18 protein-coding genes are annotated in these 13,887 nt (G+C 67.6%); 11 read left to right on the top strand and 7 right to left on the bottom strand.

What is annotated here, in order from left to right:
- The 11 genes from HY726_01715 to HY726_01665 all read left to right on the top strand — a co-directional run.
- Positions 1 to 786, top strand: a 786-nt coding sequence (locus tag HY726_01715; GenBank protein MBI4607709.1) for a branched-chain amino acid ABC transporter permease, incomplete at its 5' end; no start/stop codon positions are given.
- Between the two features lie 27 nt (positions 787 to 813).
- Positions 814 to 2,049, top strand: a complete 1,236-nt coding sequence (locus tag HY726_01710) for an ABC transporter substrate-binding protein (protein ID MBI4607708.1) — start codon at positions 814 to 816, stop codon at positions 2,047 to 2,049.
- A gap of 337 nt (positions 2,050 to 2,386) precedes the next feature.
- The gene (locus HY726_01705; protein MBI4607707.1) at positions 2,387 to 3,136 is read left to right on the top strand and encodes an ABC transporter ATP-binding protein; all 750 of its coding nucleotides are present in this window, start codon (positions 2,387 to 2,389) and stop codon (positions 3,134 to 3,136) included.
- Positions 3,137 to 3,214: 78 nt separating this feature from the next.
- The gene (locus HY726_01700) at positions 3,215 to 4,258 is read left to right on the top strand and encodes an alcohol dehydrogenase catalytic domain-containing protein (GenBank protein MBI4607706.1); all 1,044 of its coding nucleotides are present in this window, start codon (positions 3,215 to 3,217) and stop codon (positions 4,256 to 4,258) included.
- A 60-nt stretch (positions 4,259 to 4,318) separates the two neighbouring features.
- Positions 4,319 to 5,329 carry an ABC transporter substrate-binding protein gene (locus tag HY726_01695; GenBank protein ID MBI4607705.1) on the top strand — a complete coding sequence of 337 codons (1,011 nt, stop codon included), beginning with the start codon at positions 4,319 to 4,321 and terminating at the stop codon, positions 5,327 to 5,329.
- 22 nt (positions 5,330 to 5,351) lie between these two features.
- Positions 5,352 to 6,146, top strand: coding sequence for an ABC transporter ATP-binding protein (locus HY726_01690; GenBank protein MBI4607704.1), 795 nt, complete (start codon positions 5,352 to 5,354; stop codon positions 6,144 to 6,146).
- The gene (locus tag HY726_01685; GenBank protein ID MBI4607703.1) at positions 6,143 to 6,913 is read left to right on the top strand and encodes an ABC transporter permease; all 771 of its coding nucleotides are present in this window, start codon (positions 6,143 to 6,145) and stop codon (positions 6,911 to 6,913) included. The genes HY726_01690 and HY726_01685 overlap by 4 nt, the downstream gene beginning before the upstream one ends.
- Complete coding sequence (locus HY726_01680) at positions 6,910 to 7,683, top strand: ABC transporter permease (GenBank protein ID MBI4607702.1); 774 nt, start codon at positions 6,910 to 6,912, stop codon at positions 7,681 to 7,683. Before HY726_01685 ends, HY726_01680 begins: the two co-directional genes overlap by 4 nt.
- Positions 7,680 to 7,997, top strand: coding sequence for a hypothetical protein (locus HY726_01675; protein MBI4607701.1), 318 nt, complete (start codon positions 7,680 to 7,682; stop codon positions 7,995 to 7,997). The genes HY726_01680 and HY726_01675 overlap by 4 nt, the downstream gene beginning before the upstream one ends.
- A gap of 136 nt (positions 7,998 to 8,133) precedes the next feature.
- Positions 8,134 to 9,615: an amidohydrolase family protein gene (locus HY726_01670; GenBank protein MBI4607700.1), complete on the top strand. Its 1,482-nt coding sequence runs from the start codon at positions 8,134 to 8,136 to the stop codon at positions 9,613 to 9,615.
- Between the two features lie 96 nt (positions 9,616 to 9,711).
- Positions 9,712 to 10,422, top strand: a complete 711-nt coding sequence (locus tag HY726_01665; GenBank protein ID MBI4607699.1) for a cysteine hydrolase — start codon at positions 9,712 to 9,714, stop codon at positions 10,420 to 10,422.
- 35 nt (positions 10,423 to 10,457) lie between these two features.
- Here HY726_01665 and HY726_01660 read toward each other — a convergent pair whose 3' ends face one another.
- The 7 genes from HY726_01660 to HY726_01630 form a co-directional block, all read right to left on the bottom strand.
- Complete coding sequence (locus tag HY726_01660) at positions 10,458 to 10,670, bottom strand: type II toxin-antitoxin system HicA family toxin (protein MBI4607698.1); 213 nt, start codon at positions 10,668 to 10,670, stop codon at positions 10,458 to 10,460.
- 2 nt (positions 10,671 to 10,672) lie between these two features.
- Positions 10,673 to 10,870, bottom strand: a complete 198-nt coding sequence (locus HY726_01655; protein ID MBI4607697.1) for a type II toxin-antitoxin system HicB family antitoxin — start codon at positions 10,868 to 10,870, stop codon at positions 10,673 to 10,675.
- Between the two features lie 130 nt (positions 10,871 to 11,000).
- Complete coding sequence (locus tag HY726_01650; protein ID MBI4607696.1) at positions 11,001 to 11,183, bottom strand: DUF433 domain-containing protein; 183 nt, start codon at positions 11,181 to 11,183, stop codon at positions 11,001 to 11,003.
- A 275-nt stretch (positions 11,184 to 11,458) separates the two neighbouring features.
- A complete protein-coding gene (locus HY726_01645; protein ID MBI4607695.1) occupies positions 11,459 to 11,701 on the bottom strand; it encodes an AbrB/MazE/SpoVT family DNA-binding domain-containing protein in 243 nt (80 codons plus the stop codon).
- Between the two features lie 95 nt (positions 11,702 to 11,796).
- Positions 11,797 to 12,078, bottom strand: coding sequence for a restriction endonuclease (locus HY726_01640; GenBank protein ID MBI4607694.1), 282 nt, complete (start codon positions 12,076 to 12,078; stop codon positions 11,797 to 11,799).
- Between the two features lie 112 nt (positions 12,079 to 12,190).
- Complete coding sequence (locus HY726_01635; GenBank protein MBI4607693.1) at positions 12,191 to 13,306, bottom strand: Gfo/Idh/MocA family oxidoreductase; 1,116 nt, start codon at positions 13,304 to 13,306, stop codon at positions 12,191 to 12,193.
- 16 nt (positions 13,307 to 13,322) lie between these two features.
- A partial coding sequence (locus HY726_01630; protein MBI4607692.1) for a gfo/Idh/MocA family oxidoreductase occupies positions 13,323 to 13,887 on the bottom strand: 565 nt, incomplete at its 5' end.

Genomic DNA, 13,887 nt, shown 5'->3' with positions numbered 1-13,887 from the left:
GCCGCCTACCTCGGTCTCGGGGCGTACAGCGTGGGCGTGCTCACGACCCAGCACGGTGCGAACTTCTGGGTTACCCTGGCGGTCGGGGTGTTCCTCGGCATGGCAGGTGCCGCGGTCTTCGGCCTGGTTGCCCTCCGCGCCACCGGGGTCTACTTCCTCATGATCACGCTGGCACTCGGGATGGTAATCTGGGGGCTCGCGTATCGGTGGGTATCGCTGACTCAGGGAGATAACGGGATCCCCGGAATCCCTCGGCCCGATCTCGGCGTGCCGTGGTCGCTCGGCAAGGCGATCCCCTTCTACTACTTCGCGCTTGTCGGCTTCGTGCTCGCGCTCTGGTTCCTCAGGATGATCGTGCGGTCGCCGTTCGGCCAGAGCCTGGTGGGGATCCGCGAGAGCGAGTCTCGCATGCGGACCCTCGGCTATCACGTGTGGCTGCACAAGTACATCGCCTTCGTCATCGCCGGGACCGTGGGCGGCTTCTCAGGCGTGCTCTGGGCCTACTATAATGGCTTCGTCGGCCCGGCGGACGTGGAACTGGCCAACTCTGTGGAGATTCTCTTGATGGTCGACCTCGGCGGCCGGGGGACCCTGGGGGGCCCAGCTCTGGGAGCAGGCGTGATCGTCATGCTGAAGAACCTCGTGAGCGTCTACACGCACCGCTGGCTCTTGATCCTGGGCGCGGTCTATATCGGGACAATCGTGTACGCCCCCGAGGGAATCGCGGGGGCCGTCAGGCAGTTGACGACACGACCGAGACGTCAACCGCTGACTTCCCGGGCCTAACGTGAACGACACGAGGAGGAACGAAGGATGGGCAAGAAACTGTTGATTGCCGTGGTCGCAGTGCTGGTGTTGCTCACTGGGGCGGGTCCGGTGTGGGCCCAGAAGGGGCCGATCAAGATCGGCTTTCTCGCGCCGATGACCGGCGGTGCCGCCCAGGTCGGCAAGGATATGGTCAACGGACTCATGATGTACCTCGACGAGATCGGCAACCAGATCGCTGGACGCAAAGTCGAGGTCATCGTGGAGGACACCCAGGGCCAGCCACCCGTCGCCCTGACCAAACTCAGAAAGCTCCTGGAGAGCGATAAGGTCCATGTCCTGGCCGGCGGGCTCTTCGCCCACGTGGGCTACGCCCTGGCGCCGAAGGTGGACGAGTACAAGGTGCCGATGCTCTACCCCGTCATGGCCGCGGACGACCTCACGCAGCGAAAGCCGGCCAAGTGGGTGGTGCGGACCGGCTGGACCTCGAGCCAGCCCTCCCATCCCTTTGGGGAGTGGGTCTATAAGACGCTCGGGTACAAGAAGGTCGTGACTGCAAGCCAGGACTACGCCTTCGGCTACGAGGTCGTCGGCGGCTTCCAGAAGACCTTCGAGGAGGCCGGCGGGCAGGTGATTCAGAAGCTCTGGTTCCCTCTCGGCACGACCGACTTCGCGCCTTACCTGGCCCAGATCCGCCGGGACGCTGACGCGGTCTTCTACCTGGCCGTCGCCGCCTCAGCGCTGCGGTTCCCCAAGCAGTACCAGGACGCCGGGTTGAAGGCCCGTCTCCCGCTCATCGGCGGCGGCGTGCCCACGGACGAGTTTGTCCTGCCCTCGCTCGGAGATGAGGCCCTCGGCATCATCACCCCGCTCATCTACAGTGCCGCCATTGACACGCCCATCAACAAGCGCTTCGTCAAAGAGTACCGTGCGAAGTTCGGCAAGGTTCCCTCCTACTATTCGGAGACCTGCTACACCTCCGCGCGCTGGATCGCCGAGGCCGCCAAGGCCATCGGTGGCAACGTGGAGGACAACGAGAAATTCCTTGCCGCGCTCCGAAAGGTCGAAATCCCTGATGCGCCGCGAGGCCCGATCAAGCTCGACGCCCACGGCAACCCGATCCAGCACATCTACATCAGGAAAGTCGAGAGAAAGGAGGGCGAGCTCTGGAACACGGTGGTCCAGACGTTCCCGGCCGTGTCGCAGTTCTGGAAGTACAAGCCAGAGGAGTTCATGAAGCAGCCCGTCTACGACCGGAACTTCCCGCCGTGCAAGTATTGCTAACACTCGGAGGGGGGCTAACGCCCCCCTTCCGATTCCTTCCCGCGGAGGCTTGCGCGGGCAAAGCCCGCGCTCGGGCACGCGCGACCGTGCGCCGGGGATGCCCTGTGGAGCGAATCCGACGCGACCACCTTCGGTGGTGCCCGGCGGGCGGCGAAGCACAGGACGCCGAAGCGCTCCGAGCCAGCCAACAGGGTTGGGTGGCGAGGACAACCCCCCGCTGCGGGGGGATGGGGGGCCCAGCGGAGGCGTCCGAGCGAGCTAAGCCCGTCGAGGCGAGGAGGCCTGAAGCGAGGCAGGGCACCCCGGCGCAGGGTCTGGGCATCGCGGGGTGACTGTCATGGCGGACCAGCTCGCGCTGAGCCTCACGGACGTGTCGAAAGCGTTCGGGGGGCTCCACGCGGTCGACGGGGTGAGCCTCGAGGTCAAGCCCGGCGAACGCCGCGCCATCATCGGGCCCAACGGCGCCGGGAAGACCACCCTGTTCAACCTGATCAGCGGGGAGATGCCGCCGACCGCGGGGCGGATCACGCTCTTCGGGCGGGACGTGACGCGGCTCGCGCCGCATCGCCGCGCGGCGCTAGGGCTCGGCCGAACGTACCAGATCACGAACCTGTTCCCGAGCCTCAGTGTGCTGGAGAACTGCCTGCTGGCGGTCCAGGCGCTCAGGCCCACCAAGCTCCACCTCCACCGCGCGCTCAGCCGCTACTCGTTTCTCTTCGACCGAGCGCGCTCGGTGCTGGAGGCGGTCGGACTGACCGGCAAGGAGGGCGAGACCGTCCGCAACCTCTCCCACGGCGAGCAGCGCCAGCTCGAGATCGCCCTGGCCCTCGCCGGGGCGCCGAAGCTGCTCCTGCTCGACGAGCCGACTGCCGGCCTCTCGCCCGCCGAGTCCAATATGATGACGGCACTCCTGAAACGGCTCGACCCCGGCATCACGATCCTGATCATCGAGCACGACATGGACGTCGCCTTCGAGGTGACGAACCGGATCACCGTGCTCCACTTCGGCAAGGTCGTGGCCGACGGGCTTGGGGAAGAGGTCAAGGCGAACCCGCTCGTCCAGGAGATTTATCTGGGGACCCAGTAAGCTGTTCGAGCCGAGGGCCATCGGCCATGCCGCAGGCAGGCCCGGCACGAGGCGAGGCCCGATTGAGGAGGTGCGACGGTGAAAGCCATGGTCCTCCGCGAGCTGGGTGGGCCGGTGCGCCTGGAAGAGGTGCCGGTTCCGAAGATCGGTCCCAACGATGTCCTCCTCCGCGTGCGCGCGACAGGCGTCGGCCTGACGGTGGTCATCATGACCGCGAATCCGGGTCGCGTCACCGCGTACCCGCGGATTCCGGGCCACGAGGTGGCGGGTGAGGTGGCTGAGGTGGGCTCGGAGGTGACGACCGTCAAGGTCGGCGACCGGGTCACCTGCCACTTCTACCTCACGTGCAAGGTCTGTCCCTACTGCCGGAGCGGCCGGGAGACCCTGTGCTCGAACTTCAAGGGCTACGTGGGGATGGCCTGTGACGGCGGCTACGCGGAGTACATGGCGATTCCCGCCGTCAACCTCTGCCCCATCCCTCCAGGCGTGACGGATCTCGAGGCCGCGATCGGGGCCGACGCGATCTGCACCCCCCTCCACGCCTGTCGCGAGGAAGCCAGGGTCGGCCCCGGGGACCAGGTCCTGATCGTGGGGGCCGGCGGCGGGGTGGGGGTCCACATGGTTCAGATGGCCAAGCTCTGCGGTGGCTACGTGCTCGCCGCGGATCTGACCGATGCCAAGCTGGAGATGGCGAAGGCCGTGGGGGCGGATGAGGTGGTCGATGTCCGACGGGAGGAGCTGTCGAAACAGGTGCTCGCCAAGACCGACGGGCGCGGCGTGGACGCGGCGATCGATTGCGTGGCCTCGACCGAGACGCTGGAGGCGTGTCTCCGGTCCCTCGCCCGCGCCGGCAGGCTGGTCATCATCGGGTCGCGTCCGCGCGAGGTGTTCAAGGTGGACCCCGTCTTCAGCGTGGACGCCCAGTGGATGCTCTACCGGGCGCTCGAGATCCACGGCTCGCGCTACGTGTCGCTGGCGGAGCTGGGCCAGACGTTGGAGCTGCTCCGCCAGAAGCGGATTCGCGCCATCGTCACGCGGACCTTCCCGCTGGAGGAAGCGGAGGAAGCCCACCGGTTGCTCCGGCAGAACGCGCTCGTCGGCCGGGCCGCGCTGATCCAGTAAGAGGCGCGGAGCAGGGGCGTGCGCAGAACGTGCGGCAGAGCCTCATCGGAGGGAAAAGCTATGAAGCGATGGGCAGCACTCCTGGGGGCGGTGACAGTGGTGGTCGTGGCCTGGGCGGCGATGGCCCAGACGCCCACCCCGCTGATGGCAGCGGTGGGCAGCAACATGAACCATGTCCCGAGCTTCGTCGGGGTGGAGAAGGGGATCTTCCTCAAGCACGGCATCGACCTCAAGCTCAAGGTGCTCAGCACCGGGCAGGAGATGGCCAAGGCGCTCCAGGCCGGCGAGGTCCAGATCATCGGCTCCGCCTTCTCGAACTACCCGGTGGCCGTCGAGCGCGGCATGGCCGCCAAGGGTGTGGTGGGGCTCATGGGAGACCGCACCGGCCGGTACTCCGACGATCCCGTCAGCGTGTGGACGCGCAAGGGCACGGGCGTCACGAAGATCGCGGACCTCGCGGGGCGGAAGGTCGGCACGCCCATCGGCGGCACCGCCGACGAGTACCTGGGGGTGGTGCTCAAGAAGGCAGGCCTCTCCCGCGAGAAGGTGAATCTCCTCAACGTCCCGCCCGGCAACATCGTCTCGGCCCTGCAGGGCGGCAGCGTGGAGGCGGTGGCCATCTGGGAGCCATTCGGCTCCCTGATCCAGGCCAAGGTCCCCGATGCCGTGCTGGTCTCGCGGGGCGGCGGGCACATCGGCTACTACATCAACATGGCCGTGCGCAACGACGTCATCGAGAAGAGCCCCGACGTCGTGGAGCGCTACGTGATCGGGGTGGCGGCGGCCGCCCAGTACACGCGTCAGCACCCGGACGAGGCCGCCGAGATCGCCACGCGCTGGGTTCCGGGGCTTGACGGCGCGGTGGCCAAGCAGGCGCTTCGCCACATGAGGTTCGATCCCCGAATCACCTCCCACACCCTCGCGGCGTGGGACGAGAACGTGCGGATCCTCATCGAGCAGAAGAAGCTCCGCGCCGCGCTGCCCTGGCAGCAGGGGATCGAGCGGCGCTTCATCGACAAGGTGATGAAGAGCCACCCGCAGCTCTTCGAGGACCTCAAGCCGGTCCCCTGAAGGGCCGACCGCGACGGCGCGCGTGCCCGCCAAGATCGCCCTGCAGGGGCTGCGGCACGAGTACGTCAACCCGTTCACGCGGGAGCGCGTGCTGGCGCTCGACGGCCTCAATCTGGAGGTGCGGCAGGGCGAGTTCCTGACCGTCGTGGGGCCGAGCGGCTGCGGCAAGACGACGCTCCTCAACATCCTGGCCGGGCTCATCCCACCCACGCGCGGCGCCGTGCTCGTGGACGGCCGGCCGGTGACGGGCCCGGGTCGTGACCGCGGCGTCGTCTTCCAGGAGTTCGCCATCCTGCCGTGGCGGACCGTGGAGCGGAACATCGCCCACGGCCTCGAGATCCAGGGCGTGTCCCGGGCGGAGCGCGCCGCCATCGTCCGGCGCTTCGTGGAGCTGGTGGGGCTCAGCGGCTTCGAGAAGAAGTACCCCCACGAGTTGTCGGGCGGCATGCGCCAGCGGGTGGCGGTGGCGCGCACGCTGGCCGCCAACCCCGAGGTCATGCTCATGGACGAGCCGTTCGCCTCGGTGGACGCGCAGACGCGCATCACGCTGCAGGAGGAGCTGAACGCGATCGCCCAGGCGACGCGCAAGACCATCCTCTTCGTCACGCACAACGTCGAGGAGGCGGTGTTCCTGGGCGACCGCTGCTGCGTCCTCTCGCGCCGCCCGGGACGGGTCAAGGCGCTCGTGGCCGTGGACATCCCGCGCGAGGGGCGCACCTGGAAGCTCTTCACCTCCGACCCCGTGTTCGGCGCCACCAAGGACCACGTGCTGCGGCTGGTGCGCGAGGAGGTGGGTGGGGAGGAGGCCGGGCGGTGACGCGTCGCTGGGAGCTCGTCGCGACGTGGATCGCCGTCCTGGCCGCGACGACGGGCGCGTGGGGTGTGGCGGCGGCGACGCTGCCGCTGCCCGACTATTACCTGCCCGCGCCCACGGCCGTGCTCGCCGCGCTCGGTGACCTGGTCGCCAAGGGTATCCTGCCGACCTACGTCGTGGCGAGCCTGCGCCGGATCGTGCTTGCCGCCGCGCTGGGGCTCGCGGTGGGGGTGCCCGTCGGCTTGATCCTGGGCATGAGCCGGCGCGTGGCCGACTTCTTCTATCCCCTGCTGAACTTCTTCCAGTCCGTCTCCGGGATCGCGTGGCTGCCGCTCATGCTGGTCTGGTTCGGCTTCGGCGAGCGCACGATCCTGGTGGCAGTCAACTACACGGTGTTCTTCCCCGTGGTCTTCAACGCGCTGCTCGGGGTCCGGAGCGTGCCCCGCCTCTACGTCAACGCGCTCCGCACCCTGGGGGCCTCGCGGTGGCGGATCGTGCGGGACGTGCTGCTGCCGGGCGCGCTCCCCAGCATCGCCACGGGGATGCGGCTCGGGCTCGCCTACGGCTGGCGGGCGCTCATCGCCGCCGAGATGCTGGTGGGCGCCCACGGCCTCGGGTTCATGATCTTCAACGCCCAGAACTTCCACCTCACCGCGCGGATCATGCTCGGCATGGGGATCATCGGCATGCTCTGGCTGGTCCTCGACTACTTCCTGCTGCGCCCCCTCGAGGAGGCCACCATCGCGCGCTGGGGGCTCGTGCAGCGATGAGGGCGCTGGCGACGACCCTCCGCGGAGCGGCGCCGTTCGCGGCGCTCCTGATCGCGTGGGCGCTGGTCACGCGGGCGGGGCTCGTGCCCTCCATCTTCCTGCCGCCGCCGGCTGACGTGGCGCGGACCGCGTGGGAACTGGCGCGCGACGGCTCGCTCTGGATCAACATCGCGGCGAGCCTGGGTCGCGTGCTTCTGGGCATCGTCTTCAGCGTGCCCCTCGCGGTCGCTCTGGGCGTGGCCGTGGGGCTCTCCCGGCGGCTGGCGCCGGTGGTGGAGCCCATCGTGAGCTTCTTCAACGCGCTCTCCGGGATCGCCTGGCTGCCGCTCGCCATCACCTGGTTCGGGCTCGGGTGGGCGAGCGTGACCTTCATCATGTTCAACACGATCTTCTTCCTGGTCTTCTTCAACACGCTGGTGGGCGTGCGCACGGTCCCCCGGATCTTCGAGCACGCCGTGCTGACCATGGGCGGCTCCCGGCGGCACGTCATCCTGCAGGTGCTGATCCCTGGCGCAATGCCCAGCATCGTCACCGGCCTTCGGATGGCCATCGGCTTCGGCTGGCGGGCCCTGATCGCCGCCGAGATGATTGCCACCAGCACCGGGCTCGGCTTTCTCATCTACAACGCCGCCAACTTCCACCAGAGCGACACGATCCTGGTGGGGATCATCGCCATCGGGTGCCTCTGGCTGGCCACGGACCGGCTGGTGCTCCAGCCTCTGGAGCGCCGGACCGTGGAGCGCTGGGGGCTCGTGTCGGAGTCGGCGTGAGGGTCCTGCGCCACCGCACGCTCGCCTTCCTGGTGGCCGTGCTGGCGGCGTGGGGCGCCTGGGAGGCCTTCGTGCGCGTCAGCGCGCCGGGGCGCATCGACGCCGAGCTTCAGCGGGCCCTGGGCCGCGAGCGGCTCGTCAACGTGGCCGTCACCCTGGGCTTCGCCCCGGAGGACTTCCACATCCGCGTGTTCCAGGACCACGGGGTGGTGAGCGGCGTGCGCGGGACCACGGTGCTGCTCAACCGCGTCCCTCGGGAGGAGGTCGAGCGGATCGCCCGCTACTACTGGGTGCGCCGCATCGCGCCCCAGTGAGGGCGGCTGACAGCACCGCCTCCCCGGCCGGTGGCCGCCGCGGCGCGAACGTCGGCCTTGACTTTTACCCCGGGGCGCCCTAGCGTTCAGACGGCGCGACCATGACGTCGCGGCCCCACGCCTCAGGAGGTGCCCCGTGGACAAAAACGGCCATCTCACCCCAGCGCGGATTCGAGCTAGCCTGAACCATCCCGTCATCGACGCCGACGGCCACTGGGTCGAGTACGAGCCGGTCGTCAGCGAGCAGCTCCGGCGCATCGGTGGCGACCGGGCTGCGGAGGGCTTCCTGTCGATCAGACGCCACGATCGCGAATCGCTGTCGATGTCCGTCGCGGAGCGGCGACGGCGGCGCATCCCGCAGGAGGCGTTCTGGTCGGCGCCGGCGAAGAACACGCGCGATCGCGCCACGGCGATGCTGCCGCAGCTCCTCTACGAGCGGCTCGACGAGCTGGGCATCGATTTCGCGGTCCTCTACCCGACGGTGGGGCTCCGCATTCCTCGCATCGCCGACGACAAGGTGCGCCGGGCCACCTGCCGCGCGTTCAACGTTCTGACGGCGGAGTACTTCCGCGACTTCGCCGACCGCATCACGCCGGCCGCCGTGATCCCCGTGCACACGCCCGAGGAGGTCATCGAGGAGCTGGAGTACTGCACCCGTCAGCTCGGCTTCAAGGTGGCGATGTTCGGCAGCCTCGTTCCGCGCCCGGTGGCTGCCATCGCCCCCCAGGATCCCGACGCCGCCCGCTTCCTGACCTGGTATGACACGCTCGGCCTCGACAGCGAGTACGATTACGACCCCCTGTGGGCGAAGTGCGCGGAACTCGGCATCGCGCCGACCTTCCATACCGGCTCGCGCCGCCAGGGCCTGCGCCTGTCGCCAACGAACTTCACCTACAACCACATCGGCCACTTCGCGGCCGCCGGGGAGGCCGTCTGCAAGGCGCTGTTCCTCGGCGGGGTGACGCGACGCTTCCCCCGCCTCCGCTTCGCCTTCCTCGAGGGCGGCGTGGGCTGGGCGTGCATGCTCTACGCCGACCTCGTCGGCCACTGGGAGAAGCGCAACAGGAAGGCGCTCGAGGACACCGATCCCCGCGTCCTCGATCGCGCGCTGCTCGCGGAGCTGGCGCGGAAATACGGCAGCGAGGAGGTTGTCGCGGCGCTGCGCGAGCGGGACGGCTGGCCTGACCCCGACGCGGTCCACCTCACCGGCGGCCTCGCCGATCTCGACGACTACTCGGCGTGCCGGATCGAGCGCAGGGAAGATCTACGCGATCTCTTTGTGCCCAGCTTCTACTTCGGCTGCGAGGCCGACGACCCGATCAACGCGTGGGCGTTCGACCCTCGCGTGAACCCGTTCGGCTCCAGGCTCAACGCGATCTTCGGCTCCGACATCGGCCACTTCGACGTGCCGGACATGCTCGCGGTGCTGGGAGAGGCCTTCGAGCTGGTTGAGGATGGCCTGATCGCCGCCGAGGACTTTCGCGACTTTGCCTTCGCCAACGCGGTGCGGCTGTGGGGCGCGGGCAATCCGCGCTTCTTCGAGGGCACGGTCGTCGAAAAGGCCGCCGCGGCGGTCCTCGCGGAGATGCCTGGCCCGGCGGGGTCGCGCATTGCCTGAGGCGAGGACACCCACGCCGGAGTGAGCGTGATTCAAGGTCGTGTTCGGAGACTGTCGCGAAATAGCGCGCCGGCTTGACCGGGGAGGGACACGAGCATGAGACCGCCGGTGGAGTTCCAGGACCGCAGCGAGTACAAGGCGCGGATGAATGCCCTGCTGACGATCGATCCCCGTCGCACCGTGGTCGCGACGGTCGACATGCAACGCGACTATCTCGACCTCGAGGTCGGCGCCGCCCCCGTCGCGGCGGACGAGGCCGAGCGCGTCGTGAAGCACGCGAGGGATCTCCTGGACTTCGCGCGCGCCGAGGGGATGCCGGTCGTGCACGTGTACGTGAATCGCCGACCGGTCGAGATCGAGCGCGGGTTCCACCCGGGCGAGACGTTCAGGGTGAGCCGGGAGCACCGGCTGTCCCAGAACGCCCAGGCAGGCGTGCGCCGGATTCCGGACCGGCTCGAGGGCTCGCCGCAGGCGGAGGTGCCGGCGATCCTGGTCGCTCCCGGTGACGTCCACGTCACGACCAAGAAGTCGCTGGACGGCTTCCTCGACACCGACCTCGACCTGCTGCTCCGCCGCGTCTATCGAGCGGAGACGGTCGTGCTCACCGGCATCAACACGGATACCTGCGTTTACTCTACCGCCTTCTCGGCCTCGAACCGGGGCTACAAGACGATCGTGATCTCCGACTGTGTCGCCAGCATGCGCGGCAAGGACCACCACTGGATGGCGCTCGAGCTGATGTCCCGGAGTATCGCCTGGGTCCTGACCGTCGAAGAGTTCAAGGAGAAGGTGCGGGCTGTGGGATAAGCAGTGTTGCAATCAGCCCGCGGATGGCAGCTGCTTCACAGAAGTTCGCGGAATTCGTCTTCTGATAGCCCAGCGTCACGCACGATACCGCCCATGGTGTAGACATTGACCGGATTGTGCCGTGGAATAGTGAGGATTCGAACGCCATCAGTCATGACGATATGCTTGCCCTGCCGGATGACACGGAAACCAGCCTTCTGCAGAGCCCGGACAGCGTCCTGGTGATTGACGCCGGCAATCTTCGGCACGCCTAAGAGGCAACTTCGACTTCGCGAACGATGGCGCCCTTTAGCAGCTCGTCGCGAGCAGCAAGATACTCCTGGATGGCGTCCTGGATGTTCTCGAGCGCCTCTTGCTCGGTCGCGCCCTGGGACCAGCAGCCCGGTAGACCGGGCACCGAGGCGCTGTAACCTTCTTCGCTCTGCTGGAGCGCAATCTTGTACCTCATTGATGTGTCTCCTCTCGCCGAGTATACCCTCGATGACGCTGGTCGTCTAACCCGCCCCCCACCCGAACCCGGTTACCGTATGAACCTCGTGACCGGCAAGTTCGAACGCGAACTCGACCGGTTGATTTCGTCAAGCGGAACGGGCACTAGCCAGGAGCGGGTCGCGCGCCATGTTAAGCACCGCGATAGCTTGCTCTCGCTTCACGGACGGAAACTGGCGTAGAAACTCGTCCAGGGTCGCGGCCCCCTCAAGATAGTCGAAGAGGGTCCGGACGGGCTTCGGTTCCGAGGAAACCGGGGTCCCGCCAAGAATATCGGGTCGCTTGGGCCCGAACCTTCATGGACATAGTAAGCGTTTCGAGTCGGCATTTCCTATGAGTGTACGCCCATCCAAGGTGACAACCTAACGTTTATTACGCCGGGCTCGGCCCAACAGGCCGTTCGAGGCTACCAAGCGCCTGCGTTTCCTGAAAGAGCCTGCAAATGACGCGTGGCTCGGCTCACAGGTACCGACAGGCGAGGTCGGATTACTGACGCCTGCGCTAGGACCAGCCGATGTCTCCCGCTGCGGCAGATAGCAGCGTGCCATCACCAGGCCTCCCGTCCAGCCTGTGCGCCGGTGTCGACCCGTCCGTGGAGATTGGCCTTGGTGACCTCGTCGAGGAGATCCTTGAGAAGAGCCCCGCGCCTGGGGACGGGTGCGGCAACGAGTCGGCCTCCTGATACGGATACGTTGACAACCGTTCCCTCTTCCATATCCGCGTGCGCTGCGAGAAGCTTTGGGATTCGCAAGACGAGGCGGTTGCCCCATTTCTGCACGCGCACTCGCACGAAGTGCCTTCTGTCTGGTTTCTCGCATTCCATCGCGACGCTGCGCGTGGGCGACACGCCTTCCTTTCGCCTCCGCTCGACGAGGATGTTAGGCGCTAACCTTCAATGAAATAATCGGAGTCAATTCTTTTGGTCTGATAGGAAGCAACTGGGGCAACGCCAACGTCGTAGTCGATCATGAGTTGAGCAAGCTGTTCACCGTCAATCAGGACGATCTTCGAGTCGATTTTCGCCACGTAGTCTTCTGCGTCTTTGGTAAAGGTAGAAGTCGTGATGCAAATTCCCTTCTTTGCGCGGTGGCGTTGCAGTGCACCGGCGAACTTTTGGATTTCTGGACGGCCGACAGGGCCCTGCCACCGCTTCGCCTGCACGTAGATTACATCGAGACCAAGACGGTCTTCGTTATGCTAACGGCCAAGAGGCCACGGCGCCGTCATCGTGTTATCCAACCCCCGAGGGCGGCTTATCACGTGTGCTTGGGCGCCGCGGTTAGGGCTTGTCGTCCTCCGGGGTGATGGGGAGTGGCACCGGGCGCTTTCGCCGGGCCGAGAGGTCGAGGGCCTTGGTGAGCATCAGGCGGTTGTGGGCCTCGGCGGCGGTGGCGTGCGGGGTCGGGACGCCGAGGGCGACGCGCGCGAGCCAGGCGTTGGTCTCCTCGCGCATGGGGCCCCACAGCTCGCCGAGCGCGACGTCGCCGGGCGGGTAGCTCCCGAGGAAGTCCACGTGACGCGTGCTCTCGGGGGTGTAGCCCGCGGGCTGGGCGCGCTCGGTGGCCAGCACGACGTCGCGGTGAGTGTCGTCGACGGTCAGGACCCCTTCCGTCCCCACGATGCCGATCTCCAGGCTGTAGACGGAGCCGGGCCACACCGTGGGCAGGGCCCAGGAGATGTTCAGGTGGTAGAGACTGCCGTCGGCCATGGTGATGAGGCCCGCGGTGGCATCGATGCCGCGCCAGGTGGGGCCCAGCACCCGGTCGATGGAACGCGCGTAGGCCTCGACCGGCGTCTTGCCCTCCATGAGCCACATGACGAGGTCGAGGGCGTGAGTGCCGGAGATCACCATGGGCGAGATGGTCTCGGGGCGGTCGGTGCGGCGGTAGTTGTCGATGGCCACCAGGCGGTTCATGAAGGCGCGTGAGGTGACCAGCGTGACGTCGCCGAGCTGCCCCGTGCGGATCTTCTCCTTGGCGGCCATGAAGCGCCGCCTGAATCGCTGCGTATATCCCACTACCGCATCCGCCCCTGATCGCTCGATGGCCCTGAGCACCCGCTCGGACTCAGCCAGCTCGGTGGCCAGGGGCTTTTCGATGAGCAGGGCGAGGCCGCGTTCCACGGCGGCCAGGATGGGGTCGACGTGCAGATGCTCGTCGGTGGCGATCACCGCGGCCGTCACCTCCGGCCGTCGCAGGAGCTCGTTGTGGTCGGAGGTGACGAAGTCGGCGCCGATCCGCTCGGCGACCTCCTTGGCGCGTTCGGCTTTTTTCTCGGCGATGCCGATCCACCCCACCTGGGGGTGCCGGGCCGCGATCTCACCGCGGATCAGGCCGATCCGCCCGGCGCCCGCGATGGCGAGCCCGATCGTCTTGGCCTGGCGCCTCGGTGTCATGGCCGCGCCCGCCCGGCTAGATGAACTTCTCGAGGGGCAGCGTCACCGGCGCGTGACGCTCTGCCGAGAGGTCCGCGGCGAGCGTCACCTCCATGACCTGGCGCGCCTGCTCGGGCGTCACCAGGACCGGGCGGTCGAGCGCCACCGCCTCGATGAAGTGGATGGTCTCGGCCTGCATCGGCCCCTGGTAGACGTGCCCGACCTGCTCACCGGGCATCGTCGAGAGCGGGAGCACCATGCCCTTCTTCATCGTGTTCAGGATGATGTCCGTGTGGCTGTCGTCGATGAGGACGGCGCCCTCGGTGGCCACGAACTCGATGGTCGCCGACGAGAAGTGAGGGTAGCCGGGCGGCAGCGCCCATCCCGCGCCGATGGTGAAGACGGCGCCGTTCTCCATGGTCACCACGATCCACTGGCAGTCGGGCACGCCGTGCTCCTTCTCCATGGCCCCGTACGCGCACTCCGAGTAGACGCGCACCGGGCGCACGCCCTCCAGGCACCAGAGGATGAAGTCGATGTCGTGGGTCGCCTCCATCACCGCCGGCGAGAGCCGGATCCGGCCGCCGATCTTGTGGCCGATG

Source organism: Candidatus Rokuibacteriota bacterium (assembly GCA_016209385.1).
Lineage (GTDB): Bacteria > Methylomirabilota > Methylomirabilia > Rokubacteriales > CSP1-6 > JACQWB01.
This window is presented reverse-complemented; position numbering and strand designations above follow the sequence as displayed.